Annotated in this window: 21 protein-coding genes; 16 read left to right on the top strand and 5 right to left on the bottom strand. The window is 28.0% G+C overall.

Going from position 1 to position 23,865, the window contains the following annotated elements:
- The 13 genes from Bsayi582_RS02085 to lolE all read left to right on the top strand — a co-directional run bounded on the left by Bsayi582_RS02085 (position 1) and on the right by lolE (position 12,146).
- Complete coding sequence (locus Bsayi582_RS02085) at positions 1–957, top strand: beta-ketoacyl-ACP synthase III (RefSeq protein WP_500815585.1); 957 nt, start codon at positions 1–3, stop codon at positions 955–957.
- Positions 958–984: 27 nt separating this feature from the next.
- Positions 985–1,929 carry an ACP S-malonyltransferase gene (gene fabD, locus Bsayi582_RS02080; RefSeq protein ID WP_500815584.1) on the top strand — a complete coding sequence of 315 codons (945 nt, stop codon included), beginning with the start codon at positions 985–987 and terminating at the stop codon, positions 1,927–1,929.
- Between the two features lie 35 nt (positions 1,930–1,964).
- Positions 1,965–2,699, top strand: a complete 735-nt coding sequence (gene fabG / locus Bsayi582_RS02075) for a 3-oxoacyl-ACP reductase FabG (protein WP_500815583.1) — start codon at positions 1,965–1,967, stop codon at positions 2,697–2,699.
- A 107-nt stretch (positions 2,700–2,806) separates the two neighbouring features.
- The gene (acpP, locus tag Bsayi582_RS02070; RefSeq protein WP_500815582.1) at positions 2,807–3,055 is read left to right on the top strand and encodes an acyl carrier protein; all 249 of its coding nucleotides are present in this window, start codon (positions 2,807–2,809) and stop codon (positions 3,053–3,055) included.
- Positions 3,056–3,686: 631 nt separating this feature from the next.
- The gene (gene pabC, locus Bsayi582_RS02065; RefSeq protein ID WP_500815581.1) at positions 3,687–4,505 is read left to right on the top strand and encodes an aminodeoxychorismate lyase; all 819 of its coding nucleotides are present in this window, start codon (positions 3,687–3,689) and stop codon (positions 4,503–4,505) included.
- A 384-nt stretch (positions 4,506–4,889) separates the two neighbouring features.
- Positions 4,890–5,516 carry a dTMP kinase gene (gene tmk / locus Bsayi582_RS02060; protein ID WP_500816097.1) on the top strand — a complete coding sequence of 209 codons (627 nt, stop codon included), beginning with the start codon at positions 4,890–4,892 and terminating at the stop codon, positions 5,514–5,516.
- 11 nt (positions 5,517–5,527) lie between these two features.
- Positions 5,528–6,532 (top strand): DNA polymerase III delta subunit-related protein, encoded by a 1,005-nt coding sequence (locus Bsayi582_RS02055; protein ID WP_500815580.1) that lies wholly within the window; start codon positions 5,528–5,530, stop codon positions 6,530–6,532.
- Positions 6,533–6,548: 16 nt separating this feature from the next.
- Positions 6,549–7,325 (top strand): YchF/TatD family DNA exonuclease, encoded by a 777-nt coding sequence (locus Bsayi582_RS02050; protein ID WP_500815579.1) that lies wholly within the window; start codon positions 6,549–6,551, stop codon positions 7,323–7,325.
- Positions 7,326–7,637: 312 nt separating this feature from the next.
- Positions 7,638–7,991, top strand: coding sequence for an HIT domain-containing protein (locus Bsayi582_RS02045; RefSeq protein ID WP_500815578.1), 354 nt, complete (start codon positions 7,638–7,640; stop codon positions 7,989–7,991).
- A 246-nt stretch (positions 7,992–8,237) separates the two neighbouring features.
- On the top strand, positions 8,238–8,747 hold the full coding sequence (locus Bsayi582_RS02040) for an LpoB-related protein (RefSeq protein WP_500815577.1): 510 nt from the start codon (positions 8,238–8,240) through the stop codon (positions 8,745–8,747).
- 241 nt (positions 8,748–8,988) lie between these two features.
- Entirely contained in the window at positions 8,989–10,209 is a 1,221-nt protein-coding gene (gene lolC, locus Bsayi582_RS02035; protein ID WP_500815576.1) for a lipoprotein-releasing ABC transporter permease subunit LolC, read from the top strand.
- Positions 10,202–10,903 (top strand): lipoprotein-releasing ABC transporter ATP-binding protein LolD, encoded by a 702-nt coding sequence (gene lolD / locus Bsayi582_RS02030; protein ID WP_500816096.1) that lies wholly within the window; start codon positions 10,202–10,204, stop codon positions 10,901–10,903. Before lolC ends, lolD begins: the two co-directional genes overlap by 8 nt.
- A 10-nt stretch (positions 10,904–10,913) precedes the next feature.
- Positions 10,914–12,146 carry a lipoprotein-releasing ABC transporter permease subunit LolE gene (gene lolE / locus Bsayi582_RS02025; RefSeq protein ID WP_500815575.1) on the top strand — a complete coding sequence of 411 codons (1,233 nt, stop codon included), beginning with the start codon at positions 10,914–10,916 and terminating at the stop codon, positions 12,144–12,146.
- A 470-nt stretch (positions 12,147–12,616) separates the two neighbouring features.
- On the opposite strand, the gene purB is transcribed toward lolE, so the two are convergent.
- Both purB and mnmA read right to left on the bottom strand, forming a co-directional pair.
- Positions 12,617–13,999, bottom strand: a complete 1,383-nt coding sequence (gene purB / locus Bsayi582_RS02020; RefSeq protein WP_500816095.1) for an adenylosuccinate lyase — start codon at positions 13,997–13,999, stop codon at positions 12,617–12,619.
- A gap of 447 nt (positions 14,000–14,446) precedes the next feature.
- Positions 14,447–15,547 carry a tRNA 2-thiouridine(34) synthase MnmA gene (gene mnmA, locus Bsayi582_RS02015; RefSeq protein WP_500815574.1) on the bottom strand — a complete coding sequence of 367 codons (1,101 nt, stop codon included), beginning with the start codon at positions 15,545–15,547 and terminating at the stop codon, positions 14,447–14,449.
- A gap of 646 nt (positions 15,548–16,193) precedes the next feature.
- Between mnmA and mntR the strand changes: the two genes are divergently transcribed.
- Positions 16,194–16,658 (top strand): manganese-binding transcriptional regulator MntR, encoded by a 465-nt coding sequence (mntR, locus tag Bsayi582_RS02010; protein WP_500815573.1) that lies wholly within the window; start codon positions 16,194–16,196, stop codon positions 16,656–16,658.
- Positions 16,659–16,849: 191 nt separating this feature from the next.
- Positions 16,850–17,494, top strand: coding sequence for a transglycosylase SLT domain-containing protein (locus Bsayi582_RS02005; protein ID WP_500815572.1), 645 nt, complete (start codon positions 16,850–16,852; stop codon positions 17,492–17,494).
- Between the two features lie 718 nt (positions 17,495–18,212).
- Here Bsayi582_RS02005 and Bsayi582_RS02000 read toward each other — a convergent pair.
- On the bottom strand, positions 18,213–18,857 hold the full coding sequence (locus tag Bsayi582_RS02000) for a winged helix-turn-helix domain-containing protein (RefSeq protein WP_500815571.1): 645 nt from the start codon (positions 18,855–18,857) through the stop codon (positions 18,213–18,215).
- Positions 18,858–19,561: 704 nt separating this feature from the next.
- Between Bsayi582_RS02000 and Bsayi582_RS01995 the strand changes: the two genes are divergently transcribed.
- The gene (locus tag Bsayi582_RS01995) at positions 19,562–21,697 is read left to right on the top strand and encodes a TonB-dependent receptor domain-containing protein (protein ID WP_500815570.1); all 2,136 of its coding nucleotides are present in this window, start codon (positions 19,562–19,564) and stop codon (positions 21,695–21,697) included.
- 194 nt (positions 21,698–21,891) lie between these two features.
- On the opposite strand, the gene infA is transcribed toward Bsayi582_RS01995, so the two are convergent.
- Together infA and trxB are read right to left on the bottom strand one after the other, a co-directional pair.
- Positions 21,892–22,110, bottom strand: coding sequence for a translation initiation factor IF-1 (gene infA, locus Bsayi582_RS01990; protein WP_500815569.1), 219 nt, complete (start codon positions 22,108–22,110; stop codon positions 21,892–21,894).
- A 248-nt stretch (positions 22,111–22,358) separates the two neighbouring features.
- Positions 22,359–23,309 (bottom strand): thioredoxin-disulfide reductase, encoded by a 951-nt coding sequence (gene trxB, locus Bsayi582_RS01985; RefSeq protein WP_500815568.1) that lies wholly within the window; start codon positions 23,307–23,309, stop codon positions 22,359–22,361.
- Between the last annotated feature and the right edge of the window lie 556 nt (positions 23,310–23,865).

The raw sequence follows: 23,865 nt of genomic DNA, 5'->3' as shown, positions 1-23,865 counted from the left end.
ATGTTTACTAGAATACTTGGCACAGGGAGTTATTTACCCACAAACATTCGATCTAATGTTATTTTAGAAAAAATGGTAGATACGTCTCATGAATGGATTGTCACGCGTACTGGTATTCAAGAGCGGCGTATTTCTAGTATCGATGAAACTGTTGCTAGAATGGGTTATTTTGCTGCTAAACGGGCTTTAGAGATGTCTTGTGTGCGCGCTGATGAGGTAGGTATTATTATTGTCGCTACTACCTCAGCCAGTCATGCGTTTCCTAGTTCAGCGTGTCAAATTCAGCGTGATTTATGTATACGAGATACTATCGCTTTTGATTTATCAGCTGCTTGTTCTGGATTTGTTTATGCGCTAGGAGTGGCGGATCAATATATTAAACATGGGAGTGTAGATTATGCTTTGGTTGTCGGTTCAGATACTTTAAGTCATACTCTAAATCCGAAGGATCGTGGGACATTAATTTTATTTGGTGATGGGGCAGGTGCAGTAGTACTTGGGCGTTCAGAAAAACCAGGTATTATTTCTACTCATTTACATGCAGATGGGTATTATGGAGATTTATTGACTCTTCCTAATTGTAACAGGAGAAATCCTGATATATCTAATAATTATTTAACAATGTCTGGCAATAAAGTATTTAAAATAGCTGTTTCTGTGTTAGCACGTGTTATTGATGAAACCCTTAATATTAATAATGTACATCAAGATGAGTTGGATTGGTTAGTACCGCATCAAGCTAATTTACGAATTATTTCTGCTACTGCTAAACAATTAGATATAGATATGAAAAAGGTAGTGGTTACACTTGACAAGCATGGTAATACATCTGCAGCTTCTGTTCCTTTAGCATTAGATGAAGCTGTGCGCGATGGTCGTATTAAATCGGATCAATTGGTATTATTAGAAGCGTTTGGAGCTGGATTTACCTGGGGTTCAGTGTTATTAAGATTTTAATGTAAGTATAATAAGAGGAATGTTATTATGAATACGTTAGCTGTTGTATTTCCAGGGCAAGCGTCTCAACATATAGGAATGTTAAGAGCTCTTTCAGAGCATTATCCTTTAGTGGAAGAAACTTTTTCTGAAGCGTCGGAAGTTTTAGGTTATGATATATGGAAGTTGGTGCAGTGCGGACCTATTACAGAATTAAATAAAACGTATCGAGCACAACCAGCTATTTTAACGGCTTCAGTGGCTGTGTGGAGATTATGGAAACAGCAGGGAGGTTATATACCTAAAATAATGGCAGGACATAGTTTAGGAGAGTATTCTGCGCTAGTGTGTGCGGAAAGTATGGATTTGTGTTCAGCGGTTAGATTAGTAATGGTACGTGGTATGTTGATGCAAGAAATAGTACCGTATGAACGGGGAGCTATGTCTGTAATTATTGGGTTAAATAATGATGTTGTTTGTGAATTGTGTAAAATAGCGGAACAAGACCAAATTGTTTCTCCTGCTGGTTTCAACGCTCCTGGTCATATAGTTATTTCCGGTCATAAAGAAGCAGTAAATCGTGTTAATTTGTATTGTAAAAATGCAGGAGCAAAACATGTATTTATGCTTCCGATTAGTGTTCCATCACATTGTGCATTGATGAAGCCAATGGCTAAAAAGTTTATAAAAGAATTAGAAAAAATAACTATCTATACCCCTAATATTCCAGTAGTAAATAATACTGACGTTTATGTTGAGCAGGATCCAGGAGCTATTCGTAAGGCCTTGATAAGACAGTTGTATACTCCAGTACGTTGGCATGAGATAGTGCAGTATTGTTGTGTTCATCAAAAAATTGAAAGATTTTTAGAGATGGGTCCTGGAAAAATTTTAACTGGATTAATACGTCGTAATACTATCCATAATGTATTTAGTTGTTCAGTAAACGATCCAGTTTCATTGTTGGAAGCGATGAAAATTAATTGGAATTAATGTGTTTATATAGTTAATAAAGGAGTATATGTAGAATGATTTTTAATGAGAAAATTGTTTTAGTGACTGGAGCTCGTCGTGGAATTGGACGTGCTATTATCGAAATGTTTGCAATAAATGGGGCGATTGTAATTGGGACTGCAACCAGTGAGTCAGGTGTCAAGGATATTGATAGGTGTTTAAAAGGACAGGGAAAAGGAATGAAATTAAATGTTACTGTAAAATATTCTATTGATGCCTTTTTAGAAAAGATGCATCAAGAATTTGGTAATATTGATATACTGATAAATAATGCCGGTATTATTCAAGATAATATTTTATTACATATGAAGGATGATGAATGGCAATCTGTTATTGATGTGAATTTAACTGCTGCATATCGTATGTCTAAAGCAGTAATAAAGCCGATGATCAAAAAACGTTATGGTAGAATTATTAGTATTGGATCTGTAGTTGGTATGACGGGTAATTTTGGACAAGTAAATTATGCAGCTGCTAAGTCAGGATTAGTGGGATTTACAAGGTCTTTGGCTCGAGAGGTTGCTTCTAGAGGTATTACAGTTAATTTAGTAGTTCCAGGATTTATTTGTACAAATATGGTGAAAAAATTAACCGATAAACAAAGAAAGAATATTTTGTCACAAATACCAATAAATAGTTTTGGGGATACAAAAGATGTGGCTCATGCAGTAATATTTTTTGCTTCAGATAGTTCAAAATATATTACTGGGCAGACGATACATGTTAATGGTGGAATGTATATGGGGTAATATATTAATAATGACATAATATATTAAATTAAATATTTGATAATAATATGGTGTTGTGTCTTTTTAAAATTATTATATAAGTACGTTTTAACAGGGAAATAAAAAATATGAGTACTATAGAAGAAAAAATAAAAACAATTATTGCTGAACAGTTAGGGGTGAAGCAAGAAGAGGTTGTGAATCATGCTTCGTTTGTTGATGATCTTGGAGCTGATTCTCTTGATACTGTTGAGTTGGTCATGGCATTGGAGGAGGAGTTTGATATCGAAATTCCAGATGAAGAAGCTGAAAAAATTACAACTGTGCAGGCAGCGATAGATTTTATTAGTAATAGTGATGGAAATAAAGATGATTAATAGCGATAACTGTAGAATTTAGATATATATATTTTGTTATGAATACTATAGATAGATATATCATTGTAGTGAGTTACTTTGATATTACAAAAATAAGTTGAATTGATTTAATTTTAGGTGTTTTTGTATATATTTGTTCTATCATGGATAAATTAATTTTTATGTTCGTTATTGATTCTTATATTTATTTTGCTATGAAGAAATGATACTCTATTATTCAATAGAACGAATGGTTACATATAAAATTAGAAGATAGTAATATCAATGATTTTGAGCATCATTGAAGGTGTTTATTATTAAATATAGTTATTATTAATTATAGAATTTAAAGATAGTTGTAATAACACGTATATAATCGCTGTATTATTATTATAAATTTGTATACACAGAAGTGGCGTTTAAAAATCTTTATTATCGTTACGTATTGTAGTGTATATCCTAATTGTAGTCTAAGTATATAGTTTGCGTGCGATTTATATTGTTTATAATTTATGTATACACAATACTGTATCTGTTTAAATTATGTGTTATTCAAATGATAAATGTTTATTTTTAGCATAAATTGTATTGAACGATTGCATATAATAAGGTTATTTATTTTTTTTGGTAAAATAGGATGGGAACATATTGGGTGAATGGAGTTTATAAAAAAACAGTGTCGTTGAATAATCGTGCTTTACATTTTGGAGATGGTTTTTTTACAACGGCAAAATTACGGGATGGAAAAATAGAGCTTTTAGATTGGCATATGGATAGATTGATTGTGTCAGCAAAAAAATTAATGTTTGATAATATTAATTTTAATCTTTTACATCAAGAGATGTTACAAGCGGCAACTTATGGGAATAAGTATGGAGTTATAAAAGTGATAATAAGTAGAAATAATAGTGATAAATTACATGGATATAAATATGACAATGATACTGAGCCGTTACGTATAATTAATGTTAGTTCATTACCAAACCATTATATATCTTGGATTGATGTGGGGATTAGGTTGAGAACTAGTGTTGTTCGATTGGCGCGTAATACTTTTTTAACGGGAATAAAACATCTTAATAGATTGGAACAGGTTATGATTGCTGCTTGGTTAAGCAAGAGTACGATAGTTGATGAAGCATTAGTTTTAGATACTGACGGTAATATTATAGAATGTTGTAGTGCTAATATTTTTTGGAGGAATGGTGGTCAAGTATTTACACCATCTCTATGTCATGCTGGTGTTAATGGGATAATACGTCAATTAGTTTTGAGGGTATTACCAGAGTTAGGATATTGTATACGACAAGTAGTAGTCGGTCCTGAGCATTTAAAAAATGCAGATGAGGTTTTTATTACGAATTCTTTGTTGCCTTTAGCACCAGTTAAATCAATTGATAATTGTTTTTATTCGGATAGGACATTGTTCAATTTATTGAATTATCACATTATAAATAATGTTGTTTTATAGTATTTTAGTTTTTATGTAGGTAAAGTAAGTTGCATATAGTATTTATATTTTTTGTCGGATGGATTTTATTACACAGATTTATTACAAATTGATTTATTAATTGTAACTTTGAATATAAGTAATTATTGTTCAATATTATCATTATGATTTACAGATTATATTTTCATGTAATGAAATTTAAATTTTAATTTTTATGTTTTAGATTGATTTTATTTTTTTATTTTATTTTATAAATTTTGATAAATATCTATATAGAGTATATTTAGGAACGATATGTTTATTAAAATTTGTATATACAATGATAATATAATTTCATGTTACTTTGATTAATTATTTTAATTTAATTTAAATTGCATGATATTATCATCTTATATAGGACACGATGTGGATAGTAAGTTTATCGCGATTGAGGGATTAGATGGTTCCGGAAAAACCACCGCTGTTTGTGGAATCGTGAAATACTTAAAAAAGTATGGTATAACTAATGTCTTGACCACTCATGAACCTGGGGGTACTCCCGTTTCTGATGTGTTGCGCGTGTTGATTAAGCATGGGGGGCTTGAGCCTATTAATAATATTTCAGAGTTATTAATGATATATGCTGCGCGATTTCAATTAGTAGAAAATGTTATTAAACCAGCGTTGTCTAAAGGTTATTGGGTAATTGGAGATAGATATGATTTATCTTCACAAGCATATCAAGGAGGCGGAAGAGGCATTGATACATTATTGTTGCAGATTTTATCCAATAAAGTTACAAGTAGTTTATCTCCAGATTTAACATTATATCTTGATATTCCTCCGGAGTTAAGCATATCTCGCGTAAAAAATAGAAAAACATTAGATCGTATTGAGCAAGAATCTTTAAATTTTTTTGATAGAGTACGTTCCTGTTATAAAAAATTAGCTTCTTTAAAAAAAAATATTATTATTGTTGATGCCTCTCAAAGTTTAGAGGAGGTATCTGTTGCTGTTTGTGAACATTTAGATCGGTGTTTGTTCGATTTATAAGAATATTTTATATGAAACGGTATCCTTGGTTAAATACTACTTATAATCAAATATTAAATTATTATTGTAAAGATAAAGGACATCACGCATTGATTTTTAATAGCAAGCGGGATAACGGTGAAGATATTTTAATTGATGCGATTGTACGTTGGTTAAATTGTTCTTATCCCAATGCTTTGCAACATTGCAATGTTTGTCATAATTGTAAATTAATGAATGTAGGGCATCATCCTGATTATTATAAATTAAATCCAGAAAATTACACTCAAACTATAAGTGTAGATGTTGTACGTTTTTGTATTAGTTCTGTATATAAGCATGCTTATAGAAGTAAGGTAAAAATTATATTTATAAATTATGTGGAATATTTAACTGATGCGGCTGTTAATGTTTTATTGAAAATACTCGATGAACCTCCTATAAATACTTATTTTTTTTTTAAAACTAAAGATTATATGAGAATATCAACAACATTGTTAAGTCGGTGTATGCGGTGGTCTGTTGTATCTCCAAAAGAATCATTTGGGTTGCAGTGGTTAATGCAACAACGAGTAGTACATGATGTATTATTGGCTCAATGTTCACTACGTTTATGTGATGGATCGCCCATAGAAGCAGAGGCTATGTTTAAGTTAGGTTTATGGAAGCGACGATTGGAGTTATGTAAATCTGTGAGTGATGTTATTACAGGTGGCGATTTTTTAAAACTTGTACCGTTTTTGAATACTTATCGGAATAATGTATATTACTTGTATTGGTTTATCACTGTTCTCGTAGATGCGTTAAAATGGAAAAATGGAGTACAGAAGAAATTTTTAATAAATTTAGATCAGGTGGAATTAATTACTATGATTTCAGCGTACTGGAACACCGCGTTATCATTAAGTAATCAATTACAGCAGTGGTTAATATTATTGCGTTATTTTCAAGAATTTACTAATGTTGATCGTGAATTATTATTAACTTATCGTTTGTTAAATTGGAAACAAGATATTGTTGAATCTTGTTTATATTAGTGGAGTATATGATATTATGTGTTTGGCGGATTCTCATTGTCATTTGCATCAATTAAATTATCAAGATATTCATAAAGATATTTCAGATGTTTTGAATAAAGCTAATCAAAGAGGAGTAAATTTATTTTTATCGGTTAGTACTACTATGTTAGATTATGAGAAAATGGTTGAATTAATTGGATACAGAAATGATGTGATGTTTTCTTGTGGAGTACATCCGACGTATGTGCATGATGACAGGAATTTTGATAGTAAAAAATTGTATATTTTATCTTTTAAAAGAAATGTAGTAGCTATAGGTGAAACAGGGTTGGACTATTATCATAAACCAGATAGTAAAAGTAAGCAAAAAAAGATATTTCGGGAACATATTCGTGTTGCGATAGCAACAAAAAAACCAGTTGTTGTACATAGCCGTGCTTCTTGCAAGGACACTATTTCTCTTTTATATGAAGAAAAATCAGAAGATTGTGGTGGTGTGTTACATTGTTTTAGTGAAGACATAGATACTGCAAGAGCATTATTGAATATTAATTTTTATATATCTTTTTCTGGGATGGTTACATTCAGAAAATCGCATATAACGGAGTCAGTTATTAAGTATATACCTCTTGATCGTATATTATTAGAAACTGATTCTCCTTATTTAACTCCAGAGCCTTATAGAGGAAAGGAAAATCAACCTGCTTATATATATGAAATTGCTAAGTATATAGCGTTGATAAAAAATGTAGATGTAGACACATTAGCGCAGGCTACTACAGCTAATTTTCGTACTTTGTTTAATTTATAATTTAGTTTAACAGATATATATTTATATTTATGTTAGACGAGGTATTTGTTTGAGTAAATAATTTATTTTATTGTTATTATGTTATTAACTTTAATAGCAACATAATTATATTATGTGTTTGGAAGAAAATAGTTTGGTGAATGTTATTAATTAAATTTTATAATGACTGTGAAGTGTACGATAATGATGGTATCATGTGGTGTGGTATGGTATAAATTGGTTAGTGTCTTTTAGATTTAAGAATAGATTATTAGTTTTCGTATTATAAAATATACAAATATAATTGGTATATTTTTAGCAATAGGATAAATTATGAAAAAAGATAATATTTTTCTAAATATTATTAAAAAAAAAGTAAAAACTGATATTTTATATCAAGATGATTTAGTGACTGCGTTTTATGATTTGCATCCTCAAGCACCTGTGCATGTATTAATTGTTCCAAATATATTAATTCCTACTGTTAATCATGTAACAGTTTCAGATGAAATAACATTAGGAAGATTATTTGTAGTAGCATCAAAAATTGCATTACAAAAGAATATACATGATTCAGGTTATCGTTTAATAGTTAACTGCAATGATCATGCCGGTCAAGAAATTTATCATCTTCATATGCATTTGTTAGGAGGAAAATCTTTAGGGCCTTTATTGCAAGTAAAGTAGGTAATATAGATTTTATTATAATGTATTGAAGTAAATTTCAGCTTAATATGTTTTGTAGTAGTTGGGTTTTTATAATTTATATACAAAGTATAAGTCTTGTTAATTATATATATGAATAGTAGAGAGATTATTTGTTACATTAAATAATGTGTAGATTATGAAATGAAATTATAAAATAATAGTTTTTCGTAATTGATGATTATGTATATAATAAGTATTAATAAAAATAATATATTTGTTTTTTTTGTGTTGTTTTTTTTTAATTGTTATGTTGGTTTGTGTAGTATTTACACAGGTATTTTATATACAGAACCTGTGTTGTTAGAGCCAGAAAAAATAAATTTGATTAACTGGAAGTATGTTTTGTTAAATATGTTGCAGGATGCTTTGTTTTTTGATGAAATTAAGCATGATAGCATATTGTTAGTAAATTTAATAAGAAATAATACTAATGGCATTTTACAAACTAGTAATCTCACAAAGATATTAATTCAGTGTATTGTAGAAAATACTAAAAAATATAGTGTTATTAGTATAGAAGTATTGAATTCTGTATATAGAGAATTAGGAGTGTTTCCGGAAGATAATAGGAATTCTTATAATTTTTCCATGAAAATTGCAAGTTATTTAAAAGCAGATTATATCTTATATGGTATTGCTTACGGAGATGCAGAGAAACCAAATTTAGAATTGCAGTTAATATTAGTTAAATCTGGAGAAATTTTAAGTGTTGTTAATGGTTCTGTAAAAATATGAATGTAATTTGTGTAAATGAAATATCATAATTAGTATGTTGAAATGTGATTTAAAATTTTTTTATTGATTTACAATATAAAATCATAAAAATTAAGTTATATCGTTATTTAGTTTAATGCAGGCATAATATTTGTTATGTAGTGTAGGTGTGTTTATGCAACAGATATTGTGTATGTGTGGTTTTGAAAAATTTTATATATACGTTATTCGTATATTTATAAGGTAATATAATAAAATATTGATGTATCGATCAACTGTATTGTTCATTGCGTCGCGTTATGTATTGGGAAAGTCGATAGATAGATTTGGTAAATATGTTTATTGGGTTACTAGTATTGCTATTATGTTAGGTGTGATAGCAATAATAACCGTGTTGTCAGTCATGAATGGATTTGAACGTGAGTTAAAGAAAAATGTTTTAAACTTTATACCACATATATTGCTTACCACTTCGAAAGGATATACACATGTTGAATGTGAACCAAAATTAGTATTAAATAAATTACATGATTTGGTATATATGCAACAACCATTGGTTACTGCTAATGTGATATTGCAAAGTCCTGGAAGGATGGCGTTTGGTGTTATGTTAGGTGTTAATCCGAGTGGTTTTGAGCCGTTGTTTGATTATTTGATCAATAAACACATTAATCAATTGGTTTTAGGAAAATATTATATTATTATTGGATCAGAATTGGCAAAAAAACTTGAGGTACATGTAAATGATCAAATTCGTTTAATTGTGCCTTCTGTGATGCAGTTCACTCCTATTGGTTATATTCCTAGTCAACGGTTATTTACGGTGTTAGATATTTTTGTTACTTCTACTGAAGTGGATACTTATCAATTGTTAGTACATCAATCAGATGCGTCTACATTGATGCACTATCCGTTGAAATGCGTCACTGGATGGCGTTTATGGATGAGTGATCCATTTTTAATTAGTAGTTATCATCATTATTATTATGATAAATTCTTATTGTCTAAAGATTGGATTTGGAAAGACTGGAGAGGATATAAAGGTTCTTTATTTCAGGCTGTGAAAATGGAAAAAAATGTTATGTCTTTATTTTTGGGTTTAATTGTAATAGTAGCAGGATTTAATATTATTTCTTTTTTAGTATTGTTAATTTCAGAAAAACAAACAGAAATTGCAATATTGCAAACATATGGTGTCACTCGTCAGCAAATTGTATCGATTTTTATGATTCAGGGGATAGGTAATGGTATTGTTGGTATTATACTCGGAACTGGATTGGGGGTGTTATTGTCTAATAAATTAAATACGATATTATTGTTTTTTAAAATATTTCCGGATACGTTTCAGTTTCCTGTAGAAATAAAATATTCTCAAATATTGGGAATAATATTTATGACTTTTATTATAGTGTTATTAGCTACGTTATATCCATCCTGGCGTGCGACTTCTTTTTATCCTGCTAAAGTTTTACGTAATGACTGATATTCCGTTGCTATATTGCGTTCAATTAACAAAATATTATCAACGTGCTAGTTCTTTAGTTCAAGTCTTAAATAAGATTACTCTAAACGTACAATATAATGAAATGATCGCTGTAGTTGGGGCATCTGGGTCAGGTAAGAGTACATTATTACATTTGCTTGGAGGATTAGATCAACCAACTGATGGAGAGATATTTTTTAAAGGTCATGCATTACATAAATTGTCTGATAACGTACGTGCTACGATACGCAATAGATTTTTAGGTTTTATTTATCAATTTCATCATTTGTTGTTAGATTTCAATGTTTTAGAAAATGTGGCGATGCCATTGCTGATTGGAGGTATGAAATTTAATGAAGCAAAAAATAGAGCACTGCTTATTTTAAAATCAATTGGATTAAAAAATCGTGCTTATCATTTTCCGAATGAATTATCCGGAGGAGAAAGTCAACGGGTAACTATAGCTCGTGCGATAATAAATAATCCCGATTTGGTATTAGCTGATGAACCTACTGGTAATTTAGATAAAGAAAATTCAGATAATATTTTTCAATTATTAAAAACATTAAATATACATTACGGAACAACTTTTTTAATTGCAACCCACGATTTAGATTTAGCCAAACAATGTCATAAAATAATAACAATATCTAATGGTAAGATAATATTAACACAGGATAGTTCAAATAGGTAATTATTTATATATGATATTATCTTTAAAAATTGCATTAAAATTTTATCGAGGTCCAAAAAATAATATTTTAGTATCTTTAGTATCTTTAGTATCTATTATTAGTATTAGTATAGGAGTGGCTGTATCTATTGTTGCGCTAAATACAATGAATGGTTTTAAATATGAATTAAGTAATCGTATTTTAGCAGTGATTCCGCACGGAGAAATTAAGTCAGTAAATACATATTTCGTCAATTGGCAATCGGTTTGTTCACGTGTTCGTCAGATGCCTAATATTATTTATGCCAGTCCTTATATTAATTTTTCTGGAGTTATTGAATATAATAATAAATGGCATGTAGTTTACATTAGAAGTGTAGATTTGACACAAAGTACAGATGAAAATAAATTAATTAATTTTATAGAAAAAAAATCTTGGAAATATTTTTCTGAAAATACAAATCAAATTATTTTAGGAAAAGGAATATCGGATGATTTAGGAATTGAAGTAGGTGATTGGATTACTGTGTTAATTGCTCATGATTTTTATTCAAAAAATAAATTATTGTCATATAAAAAAATCCGTTTTCAAGTAGCTGGAATATTAAATTTAAGTAGTCAACTGGATTGTAATATCGCTCTAATATCTTTATTAGATGCACAATATTATTGCAATAAACCAGATATTGAAGGGATAAGTATTAAAGTTAATGATATTTTTTCTACCAACAGAATAGCATATAAAATTGAAAAAGTATTCAATAATCAAGTTTATGTGCGAAGTTGGATGGATACTTATGGATATATTTATCAAGATATTCAAATGATCCGTGTTATTATATATTTATCAATGATATTGATAATGGGAATTGCTTGTTTTAATGTAATTGCTACACTTATTTTGTCAATAAAAAATAAGAATTATGATATTGCGATAATTTATGCATTAGGAGCTCAAAATATTTTAATTCAACATGTGTTTTTGTGGTATGGATTAATTGTTTATATTGTTGCTAGTATTATAGGTGCTGGATTAGGTATTTTTGTATCTTTTAATTTAACGAATTTTGTGATTATGTGTAATGATTTGTTGGGAACTAAAATTTTATTAGAAGGTATTTATTTTATTAATTTTTTACCTGTTAAACTTAGCGGCTGGGATATGTTGTTAGTATTAATTATAACTTTATTACTTGGTTTATTAACTAGTTGGTATGTATCATTAAAAACGAGGCAAATTAATTTATCTTGGATACTGAAGTGAGTAGCTTGAATGTATAATTTATTATTTGTTTGATCGAGGTCTACGTTATAGATAATATATTTTATTGTATATATCAAATTGTGCATAGAAGGACGCAAATGTTAAATTAATTATTAATATGGCGTATTTTAATTTTTTTGTAGTATTGTATGATTATATGGTAAATTATGTTATTTTTTGTTTAATTTTGATATTTATATTTTTTATTGCTGTTAAATAAATAAAAACTGATTAAGCTAGTAGATTTGTATATATTAATTTGGTAAATGTGATTTATTGATATGTGTTAATAAGAAATATATTCACTTATCGTTTTTATTTTATTTTCACACATAAATTCATGTAATATTTTTATTTTTTTGTAAAATTTATTTATATTTTTATTTTGATGAATATTTAAAAGTTAGTTTGCTTAAATAAATTATTGATTTGTAATAATGTTTAAGCTTGTTAAGCTGATATATCATTTATTATAGTATATCAGCAATGTCATTCGCCATTTTTTCTGCTAATCCTGTGTAATCGGAGGGAGTTATTTTTTGCAGACGTATTTTTTCTGATTTTGGCAATGGTAGTGATTCAATAAATTCGCTTATTTTTTTAGAATTAATCTCTGTTGTATTATTAATAAATTCTTTTGTATCTTCATAAGATGAATGTATATTATATCGTCGCATTACTGTTTGAATAGCTTCGCTTAATATTGGCCAATGTTTATTTAATTCAGTTAATATATGTTCTTTATTAATTATTAATTTTTTTATACCTTTTAGTACGCTGTAATATGCAATTAAAGCATATCCTATAGCCATCCCTAAGTTCCTTAAAACAGTAGAATCACTTAAATCACGTTGCCAACGAGATATTGGCAATTTGATTGAAAAATGATGAAATATGGCATTTGCGAATCCCAAGTTTCCTTCAGAGTTTTCAAAATCTATAGGGTTTGTTTTATGTGGCATAGTAGAAGATCCAATTGTAGTATCATTATGATGTTGTTTAAAATAATTAAGAGAAATATAGCTCCATATATCTCTGTTAAAATTTATTAAGATGGTGTTAAAACGCGCAACACAATCAGATATTTCAGCAATGTAATCATGCGGTTCTATTTGTGTTGTATAGGGATTCCACATCATACCTAAAGATATGACAAATTCTTCACTGAATTTGAGCCAGTTTATTTCGGGGTATGCTATAATGTGGGCATTGTAGTTTCCTACAGCTCCATTTATTTTACCTAAAATTTTTATTGATTCTAATTGATGATATTGACGTATTAAACGGTATGCAATATTAGCCATTTCTTTCCCGATAGTAGAAGGAGTAGCAGGTTGTCCATGGGTTCTAGATAACAAAGGGAGATCTTTATATTTAATACTCATTTTTTTAATTTCATTGATAATTTTTTTCCAAATAGGCAGTAAAATTGTTTTTCTAGCTTTAGAAAGCATTAATCCATATGCCAAATTATTGATATCATCTGAAGTACAAGCAAAATGAATAAATTCACTTATTTTTTTTAAGTTAGGTAATATGCTTATTTTTTTCTTTAAAAAATATTCTATTGCTTTTAAATCATGATTAGTAGTTTGTTCTATTTTTTTAATTTGTTCTGCGTCTTTAATACTAAAATTAGTTATTAGTTTGTTTAAGAAATCGTATTCAATTTGAGTGAAAGGTGGTATTTCTTTAATGGCTATTGTATCAGCCAGTTTTTGCAACCAATGAATTTCTATTTGAATGCGAAATTTTATCAGGCTGAATTCACTAAAAATATCACGTAAAGGCTTGGTTTGTTTATAATAACGACCATCAATAGGAGATATTGCAGTTAATGGTGATAATTTTATCATTTTTTTCTCTTTGTATAATTGATAAGATATTTATATTTATATGATATTTAAAAATTTATTTTTTTTAAAGAAAGAATAAATATATTTATATATATATATTTATATGTTTGTTATATCAGAGATTTTTTTATTCTTATGCATCATGGATAGTGAGTGGTGTGGTTCTAACGTTGTTGTTAAAAATATTATAAAAAATAATATGCGGTATTTATTTATAATCACGTATAATTCAGAATTATAGAGAGTGTATAATTCATTGTTATGATTTAATTGATGGAATTTTGTGACAGCAATTATGGTACTTTATATTAATTATCATATAATACGATTGGTCTATAATTTTGTTATTTAATAATTTTAATTCATTTTAATATAATTAGGTTCTATACGTTTTAGAAATTATTGGTTTATTATTTGTAATTTATTTAAGTAGAAATAAATATATTAAGGATATTTTTTTGTAATAATGCCACCTCCCAAACAACGTTCTTTTAAGTAGAATACTGCCGATTGTCCGGGTGTGATTGATGATACTGGTGTTTTTAAAATAACTTTAAGAGCATTATTAAGAATAGGATGTACGTTACATTGAATATCTGGTTGTCTATATCTAGTTTTAACTGTACAACACAGTTGTGATTGAAGCGCATTCCTTTCTATCCATTGTGCTTGTTCGGCGATAAACTTGGTGGACATCAGGTGTGTGTTGTTGCGCCCTTGGGCTACGATTAGTACGTTATTTGTTATATCTTTATCTACGACATACCATGGCTTTCCATTTCCTCCTTTGATGCCGCCTATGTTTAGGCCTTTTCTTTGTCCTAAGGTATAAAATGATACTCCTTGGTGTATGCCAATTTTGTTTTTATTTACATCAACAATAATTCCTGGTTTTATTGGTATATAATTAGTAATAAAATCTCTAAATTTACGTTTTCCAATAAAACAAATACCTGTTGAATCTTTTTTATTTGCTGTAGTTAATTTTAACTTTTTGGCAATATTTCTAACTTGTAATTTATTTAGCGACCCTATAGGGAACAAACATCGCTTTAGTTGTTTGTGACTAAGTGTATGTAAAAAGTAGCTTTGGTCTTTATTTACATCCGCGCCACGTATTAGATAAGTTTTTTTATTCACATTAATACGACGTACGTAATGTCCAGTGGCAATAAAATCTGCTCCTAAATCTGTAAGTGCAAATTCTAAAAAGTGTTTAAATTTAATTTCTTTATTACAGAGTATATCAGGATTGGGAGTACGACCAAGGATATATTCTTTTAAAAATACTTGAAATACACTTTCCCAGTATTCTTTAGAAAAATTTATAGTATGTAAATATATTCCTAGATCATCACATACAGCATCAGCATCTGATAAATCAGATGCTGATGCGCAGTATTCTTTATTATCGTCATCTTCCCAATTTTTCATAAATAATCCTTCTACTTTATACCCTTGTTGTTGCAATAACCACGCGGACACAGAAGAATCTACGCCTCCAGACATGCCAATAATTACTTTCTTTATGTGTTTGTATAACATAATTAATAATATAGAGTTTAAATTATTTGGGCAACAAATTATATATATAATATTGCGAGTTATAGCGTGTAGTACAACTCCGCATTTTTATATAAGATAGCTATCTATAATTATTATTGTTTTTAACTATCAAACGCCAAATATATCATAAATAATATGAATTACAAAATATTTTTAATAATAAAAATTATATATTCTATTTTTATCATTAAGTATGAGTATTTTTGAATAATATTAATTGTATTACAATGATTTTTTTAATTTTTTGGTATGAAAATCAATTGATTTAGTATCATAAAATTGACTTATTTTATTAAATGCTATTATTTAATATAATGAAGATATTTTGAAATATACGTAATAATCATATTTTTTATCTAAATAAAATTCTTTAATTTAAGAAGTGAAATTATTGTATGATAAGTTTAGTTTTATTTTTTTGTATTTTTTTTATGTAGTTTGTTGTATTTATTATTTTTATATGTATGTATTACATGTGTTCATGTATATTGTATGTATAAGTTATTTGGTATATCGTGTTAATTAATGTGATTATGTATTATATATATTGCAATTTAATGTATACAATCATATATTTTATGTGTTGAAAAAAATGTGTTTTTATAATGTAAAATGAGATTTTATTATGATTAAAAATGATACAAAAGCATTACCTGATAATTTAGTATTTTTTATAAAAAAAACGAATCCTTTTCAAGGATTTGCACAGGTTAGAGCAGCGCATCGTCGCGAACTTATTGATGATTATGTTGAATTAATTGCAGATTTAATTCAAGAATACGGAAAAGCGCGTCAAGTAGATTTAGCGTTAAGACTTGGAGTAGCTCAACCCACGGTAGCAAAAATGTTGAAAAGATTGATTGCTTTTTCATTAATTGAGCATAATCGTTATCGTGGTGTGTCATTAACCGAACAAGGTAAACAGTTGGCAAATGAAAATCATATGCGACATAAAATTGTAAAAAATTTTCTAATGGCTTTAGGTATTAGTAAAAAAAACGCTCAACAAGATGCGGAGGGTATTGAACATCATGTTAGCAATGAAACTTTATTGGCATTTAGTCATTTTTCTGAACGTTATACTAAATAATTAAATATAATATATATTGTAATTTATATGTTTGTATATATAAAAATTAAAATTTGATTTAAATAAGTGTATATGTATTATGTGTATAATAATATTTGTTGAAATTTTTTAAAAAATAATTATTTATTTTTAACAAAAATTCAATTTTAAGGTGTATGAATTTATACTTTAACTATAAAAATTATGAAGTTATGAAAATATATTTTATATATTTGGTTGTAATTTTGCTACTAACAACTTGCGCTCAACGAAATAATAGAAAAAATATTATACCAATGTTATCTAAAAGTTCAGAATGCACCAAAATTAATTCTGTTGAACAAATAAAATCATCAATGTATAATAGTTTTATTCATCGTTGTGCAATTAATTATGGGGTAGATGAATCTTTGATAAAAGCTATTATCCAAGTAGAATCTAATTATGATCCCACTGTCATTAGTAAATCTAATGCTATTGGTTTGATGCAACTTAAAGCAGATACTGCAGGAAAAGATGCTTATCGTTTAAAAGGTTGGACAGGACAGCCTAGTGCGCATGAACTAAAAAATGCCGTTATTAATATTGACCTAGGTACTGCTTATTTGTCTATGTTGCAAAAACAGTTAGAAGGTATTGTTAATCCTAAAACTAGACGTTATGCTGTAATTGTTGCTTATGTGAACGGTGTGAATGCATTATTAAAAATATTTTCTGTCGATCGTGATCGTGCTGTTGAGAAAATTAATGAACTTAATCCAGAACAATTTTATCAATATGTGCAATCCTATCATCCATCTAAACAAGCGCAACGTTATTTGTTTAAAGTTAATTCTATTTATATTTTACAGAATTAATTATAGTTAAATTTGTATTTATGATAAGATTTAGTTGGGTATTTTTAGTTTTATGGTTTTATGCAATTGATAGTAATTGTTATTTTTAGTAACGTTATTTTGTGTCATGTTAGGTTATGAATAGTTATTGAAATAAAAAAACAATACATGATATACCGCATAATTTTTTATGAGGAAGATAATTGTGTTGATTGGTTTAAGTAAAATTTATTATAAAAAATGAGAAAGTACAGGTAATGATTAATATTACCGATATTTTATGATTGTCAAAATTATAGTGCTGTGAACAAGTTATGTGTGAGTTGTATTCAAATGAATATACATAATATTTTTTCGTATTTTCGGTAAAAAAATGACATGTATAAAAGTATTTATACTTTTAGTAATGTTAAATGTCAGTATATAATTATGTTTACTCAAAATTAAGAAATAATAGTTATTGTCTAATGTAAATTATATAATACATTACATATTATAATTTATTTTAATAAAAGTAAGAGAATTATAATAACAGAATAATACTTATATTATATGATAATATATAGTGTGTCATTATTCAATATATTGTCAATGATTTATTAAATTTGACAGGATTTAGTTAATGTTTAATAAGTTTGAACTATTAGTTATATATTAACTATAAATAATTACTATTTTGTAAAATTGATTATTGTGATGGAATAATTTATGTGTAAGTGTAGTAAGTAATTGTTAAATTTTAGATGCGTATTATGTGGTTTTCGTTATGTTGTGTAGTGTAATTGCTACAATCAAATTCTGGTTCTGCATGTAAAGTGCAAATATTACATGAATTTATTTCTTTACAACAATATAGCTTGACATTATCTTTTTTAGTGTATAAATACACGAAACCAATACTAAATATGATGATAGTCATTACTGTGAGAGTAATCATGTATTTTATATGAGTTTTGATATTTAATAATATAGGAGACGGTAAGTCATTATTTTGATTTGTTGTTTGATGCAAAGGAGAAGATAAACATGTTTTTTTGTCTTCATTTATTTTTTCTACGATTAGTTGGTTGTTTAGTTTTAAGCCTCGTTTAGGAATGGTTATGATAGATGAAGGATCTAATCCAAAAGAAGTTAATGTTTTTCGTATTAAACTAATTTGTTGATTTAAGTTACCATTGGATGGTTCAAGTCCATGAGCTCTCCAGACAATTGAAAATAAGTGCTCTCGGGTTACTAGTTCATCAATATTGCGTAATTCAATAAGCTCTTTTAATATGCGTCCCGCAGAATTGGATAATTTTACTGATGTATTAGAATTAGATAAAGATTTTAACACATATTCTGTTGTATCAAATGTTATAGTTGATTGAATGACATATTTCATTTATTTACTCTATATGAATTCTATATGAATAAAGCAATGTTTATCTACTAGATATGTTTAGTAATATTATATAATAATGTGGTTTTTGCTGTTATTGAAATATATAAAAATTATAAAAATAATGTTTGTTATTAAAGTTTATCGTTGATAGTGGTTTAATTATATTATTTTTTTGGATTGATTATTTTACAATAATTTCAAATAATATAACAATATATTGTAAAAATCTAGCATATTAGTGCAGCATTTAGTTATATTAAGGCAGTAATATAAAAATAATACATAGTATTTGTTGTTGTGTATGCATTGTATATAATAATTAATATTATTAGTGATCGTGGTGTTTAAATGATTGGTTTTTATTAAAGTTTTATCTAAAACACAGGTAATAAGTATTTGATTGTATTAATGTGAATATAGCGTATTTTACATTCATTTTATGTTTGATGTGAATATCATTTTAATAAATTGTGATTTTTACTTAAGATAAAAAATTACGTATTTAGGCTAATAGTAAACATGTGGTATTTAATTGAGGTGTGTACGTATGCCAGTGTATTAATTTTTACTGTTAATAAAAATTAGGTGTTGGTATATTGAATAATTATTTAATAATTGTGGCTATATCCATATATGTGGCAAGATATGTTTTTTTTCATATTTTTAAAGTGTTGACGCATATAGTGTTATTTTTTATATTGTTTATGTTGATTATGTTTACTTTTAATAATTTTCAGGTTAGTTCAAATGATATTTTTATTGATAATAACAAATCTGCCGAAAATAATTTTATTCCCAATTCGATACCTAGTGTCGTACAAATATTACCTGATCAAGAAGAAGTGTGTAGTGATGATGTTATGATTGTCATGTCATCTAAAGATTCTCCGTTGATTTTTACTACTGCTCCTGCAATATTTTTACAATCGTTATATGCAATTGATACTGCTGATTATTTAAAAAACATTGCTGGTTTTACTATTGTTCGTAGTGGTGGAATAAATAATGAACCAGTATTTCGTGGTATGTTTGGATCTCGAATGCGTATTTTAATAAATAATGGTCAAATGCTTGGTGCTTGTTTTTCTCATATGGATCCTGCTAGTGCTTATATTTCTCCAGAAACTTTTGATATTTTAAATATTATTAAAGGCCCTCAAACAGTATTATGGGGCCCTGTGATATCTGGAGGTATATTACAATTTGAACGGTACCATCCTCGTTTTGATCGGTCAAAAATTCAATTACGTAGTAATGTAACAATTGGTTCAAGTAATAAAACGGATAAAAGTATAGATAGTATTATGGGAAACAAATATGGTTACATTAGATTAATAAGTAATATTTCTCATTCAGATGATTATCGTGATGGTAATAAATATCGAGTGCATTCTGCATGGTATAAATGGAATACGGATGCTATTTTATCATTTAATTCTGGTATAGATACGAATGTGGAAATAAGTTTAGGACAAGGGAATGGTAATGCGAATTATGCGGCTAGGTCTATGGATGGATTATGTTTTGCTAGAGAAAGTTATGGCATGAAAATAGAAAGTACAAATATAAGCAAAATGTTAGATAAAATTGAATTACAAGTTTGGCATCATTATGTAAATCATGTTATGGCTGATACTATTATGTCTCGCGTTACAGAGCCATCTACTAAAAAATGTTGTTGTGGTGGTGGTTTTATTGATGATTATTTTAATAATAATGTTGATCGATTAGTATGGGGTATCAGAGGTATTACAGTATCTCAGCGGGAAAATATTAGATGTTATAGTGGTGCAGATGTACAAATTGATAAACATAGAAAATACATAAGATCTGATTCTCATTGGGAAACAGACGTTGTTTCTCAAGACTCTGGTATATTCGCTGAATTAGTTGTTGATTCATTATCAAACACAAGATTTATTGGAGGTACACGATTAGAATATAGTATAGTAAATTTTAATAATTGTTCTGAATATAGAAGACATAGTGCAATATATCCTGCTGGATTCATACGTTATGAAAATAATATAAATCCGTTTTTGTTGTATTATATTGGTATAGGAACGAGTCTTCGTTTTCCTGATTACTGGGAGTTAGTTACTAACAGATCAAATGAAATTCTTAAAATGGATAGTGCGTTTCAATTAAAACCTGAAAGGACTGTACAGATAGATATGGGTACGTTTTTTCAATACTTACAAATAAGTGGATGGGTCTCCTCGTATGTTGGATATATTAAGGATTTTATTTTATGTAATTATAATAGTAATGAAGAAATAATACAGGATATTAATATTAATTATGCAAACAATATTAACGCTAAAATATGTGGAGCTGAAGCAGGGCTTAATTATAAATTTAACGATCATTGGCGTGTTGAAAGTAATATGTCATGGTCTTGGGGCATTAATGTTGATGACGATTCTTCATTACCTAAACTTCCTCCGTTAGGAGGTAGAGTAACGTGTCAATGGACGCAAGGACGTTGTAATATCGCTGCTTTATGGAGATTTGCATTGGCGTCATCGAGAGCGAGATCTAATCGTGATAGTAGTGATACGTTGTTATTATGCACAGATTCTGTTAAACCTATTATTAACAATAGGTGTTTGCGTATAGGCACAGATAGCAGTATTTCAGGGTTTGGAGTATTATCTACATATTTATCATGGACTGGTTCTCAGTATTATAAGTTTAGCGTTGGTATAGATAATTTATTAAATCATTCTTATAGAGAATATTTGAGTTTGTATACTCATAAACGATTTGGATGTCCTACTGGCACTCCAATTTTTGAGCCAGGTAGGGTTTGGTGGATAAAACTAGGAATGGTATTATAAATTAATAATCATTTAATTAAGTTAATAATATTTTCAATTTATTTTTTTAAATTAAAAGACTTAATGTAAAATAAACTAAATATATGCATAAGATTTTATAATTATTTATGTAGTAGTAAGTAGTATAGTATGTAGTCTTGTGTATACTAGAAATTATTAAGTGTAATTATAGTTATGCGAATTACTAATAATTTTTATCTACTACGAAAAGTAATTCTTCCTTTGCTTAAATCATATGGTGTTAGCTCAACAGTAACTTTATCTCCTGTTAATATCCGTATATAGTTTTTTCTTATTTTTCCAGAAATATGTGCTATAATAACATGCCCATTTTCTAATTTAACGCGAAATGTTGTGTTAGGGAGGGTATCTAATACAATACCGTGCATTTCGAAATTGTCTTCTTTTGTCATTATATTCTCTAATAAATGAAACAATACACTACAATACTATCATAATATATTGGTTGATCAAGTATTAATTTAATATTAAATGATAATTTGGCAATTTTCTGTTTTGGTTGAGTATTGTTAAATAATAATAATGACGATTATTTTACACATAAAAGAACTAAACAAGTAGAAATTTTGATTATTTTTGTTGTTTGATTCTCTTATTTGTAATTTTATTTATTTATTATTGTTTTAATAATGATTTTCAATCAATATATACTAGATAAGTAACGTTCAGCATCTATTGCGGCCATACATCCTGATCCAGCTGCTGTAATTGCTTGACGATAATTATGATCCATCACGTCTCCTGCTGCAAATATACCTGGAATAGAGGTAGCTGTTGAGTTTCCGTTTGAACCGGATTGTACACAAATATATTCGTTATTTAATGCAAGTTGGTTGTTAAACATATAAGTATTTGGATTGTATCCAATAGCGATAAATACGCCTTGCACGGTTATTACGTGTTTACTGTTTTGTATTGTGTTTTTTAGACGTAAACCTGTAACGTTTGTGCCATTACCTAGTATTTCTTCAACGATATGATTAGTATGTAAAAAAATATTATCGTTTTGTACTTTATGCATAAGTCTGTCGATTAATATTTTTTCTGCACTGAATTTATTACGACGGTGAACGAGGTGAACTTCAGTGGCGATATTAGATAAATATAAACTTTCTTCCACTGCTGTATTACCACCGCCAATAACTGCCACAATTTGTTTATTAAAGAAAAAACCATCGCAAGTAGCACATGAAGATACTCCTTTCCCTTTGTATTTTTCTTCAGAAGGTATTCCAAGATTACGAGCAGATCCTCCTGTACTTATTATTAGTGCATCACACGTATATTCATGTTCACCGTATAGATGAAATGGATGTTGTTTAAAATTTACTTGAACAATATGATCTGAAATTATTTCTGTATGTAGATACGCAGCGTGTGCGTTCATACGACTCATTAACATAGGTCCTGTTAGGTTTTTGGGGTCTCCAGGCCAGTTTTCTATATCTGTAGTGGTATTTAATTGCCCTCCTATTTCTAATCCAGTAATTAGCACTGGGTTTAAATTGGCTCGTGCAGCATAAATAGCTGCCGTATATCCAGCGGGTCCTGCGCCCAATATAAGTAGTTTGCAATGTTTTTTTATTGCCATAATTAATATATACCTCCATATATATTGTGATGAAATTGTTAGTTTGAACATTGTTTCGATAAGGAAAGAATAAACTCAATATATATTATTGTTTAATAGTAATAGTTATTTATTTTCATAATGCATGTAATCAAGTGATTAGTGCTAACTTTTTGAATGAATTCAAGACAAGAGTTGTATTAAAACAAATACAAGCGCTTAACTGTATAATAAAATGTTACAATTAAAAGTATATAGTATATATAAATAGCTAAATTATACGGTAAATTTATAATATGTGGCAAGTATTTTTCAAAAAAAAATAAAAAGTGTTTGTTTAATATTTATTTAGATATTGGTTTTTTGTTAAATATTTATATGTAGTAAAAAGAATTTTTTAAATATGTTGTTTATTTTTAGTTTATATCAGTCAACATATTCATATGGTGTTATAACAATATATGTAATAATATAATTATATTGTAAATAACAATATATTTGAGTTGAAGGATCTATTATTAGATATAGTGAGAATATTTAATGTAAGTGGTATGAAATATTCAAATTTTTATCAAAT

It is taken from the genome of Candidatus Blochmannia sayi (nom. nud.) (assembly GCF_059935855.1).
This window is presented reverse-complemented; position numbering and strand designations above follow the sequence as displayed.

What these genes read in the sequence shown, in the direction of transcription:
- fabG (WP_500815583.1), top strand. Translation starts at nt 1,965, where the DNA reads ATGATTTTTAATGAGAAAATTGTTTTAGTGACTGGAGCTCGTCGTGGA.
- Bsayi582_RS01995 (WP_500815570.1), top strand. Translation starts at nt 19,562, where the DNA reads ATGTTGATTATGTTTACTTTTAATAATTTTCAGGTTAGTTCAAATGAT.
- mntR (WP_500815573.1), top strand. Translation starts at nt 16,194, where the DNA reads ATGATTAAAAATGATACAAAAGCATTACCTGATAATTTAGTATTTTTT.
- Bsayi582_RS02050 (WP_500815579.1), top strand. Translation starts at nt 6,549, where the DNA reads ATGTGTTTGGCGGATTCTCATTGTCATTTGCATCAATTAAATTATCAA.
- infA (WP_500815569.1), bottom strand. Translation starts at nt 22,110, where the DNA reads ATGACAAAAGAAGACAATTTCGAAATGCACGGTATTGTATTAGATACC.
- Bsayi582_RS02005 (WP_500815572.1), top strand. Translation starts at nt 16,850, where the DNA reads ATGAAAATATATTTTATATATTTGGTTGTAATTTTGCTACTAACAACT.
- lolE (WP_500815575.1), top strand. Translation starts at nt 10,914, where the DNA reads ATGATATTATCTTTAAAAATTGCATTAAAATTTTATCGAGGTCCAAAA.
- acpP (WP_500815582.1), top strand. Translation starts at nt 2,807, where the DNA reads ATGAGTACTATAGAAGAAAAAATAAAAACAATTATTGCTGAACAGTTA.
- mnmA (WP_500815574.1), bottom strand. Translation starts at nt 15,547, where the DNA reads ATGTTATACAAACACATAAAGAAAGTAATTATTGGCATGTCTGGAGGC.
- Bsayi582_RS02000 (WP_500815571.1), bottom strand. Translation starts at nt 18,857, where the DNA reads ATGAAATATGTCATTCAATCAACTATAACATTTGATACAACAGAATAT.
- fabD (WP_500815584.1), top strand. Translation starts at nt 985, where the DNA reads ATGAATACGTTAGCTGTTGTATTTCCAGGGCAAGCGTCTCAACATATA.
- lolC (WP_500815576.1), top strand. Translation starts at nt 8,989, where the DNA reads ATGTATCGATCAACTGTATTGTTCATTGCGTCGCGTTATGTATTGGGA.
- trxB (WP_500815568.1), bottom strand. Translation starts at nt 23,309, where the DNA reads ATGGCAATAAAAAAACATTGCAAACTACTTATATTGGGCGCAGGACCC.
- Bsayi582_RS02085 (WP_500815585.1), top strand. Translation starts at nt 1, where the DNA reads ATGTTTACTAGAATACTTGGCACAGGGAGTTATTTACCCACAAACATT.
- Bsayi582_RS02055 (WP_500815580.1), top strand. Translation starts at nt 5,528, where the DNA reads ATGAAACGGTATCCTTGGTTAAATACTACTTATAATCAAATATTAAAT.
- lolD (WP_500816096.1), top strand. Translation starts at nt 10,202, where the DNA reads ATGACTGATATTCCGTTGCTATATTGCGTTCAATTAACAAAATATTAT.
- Bsayi582_RS02045 (WP_500815578.1), top strand. Translation starts at nt 7,638, where the DNA reads ATGAAAAAAGATAATATTTTTCTAAATATTATTAAAAAAAAAGTAAAA.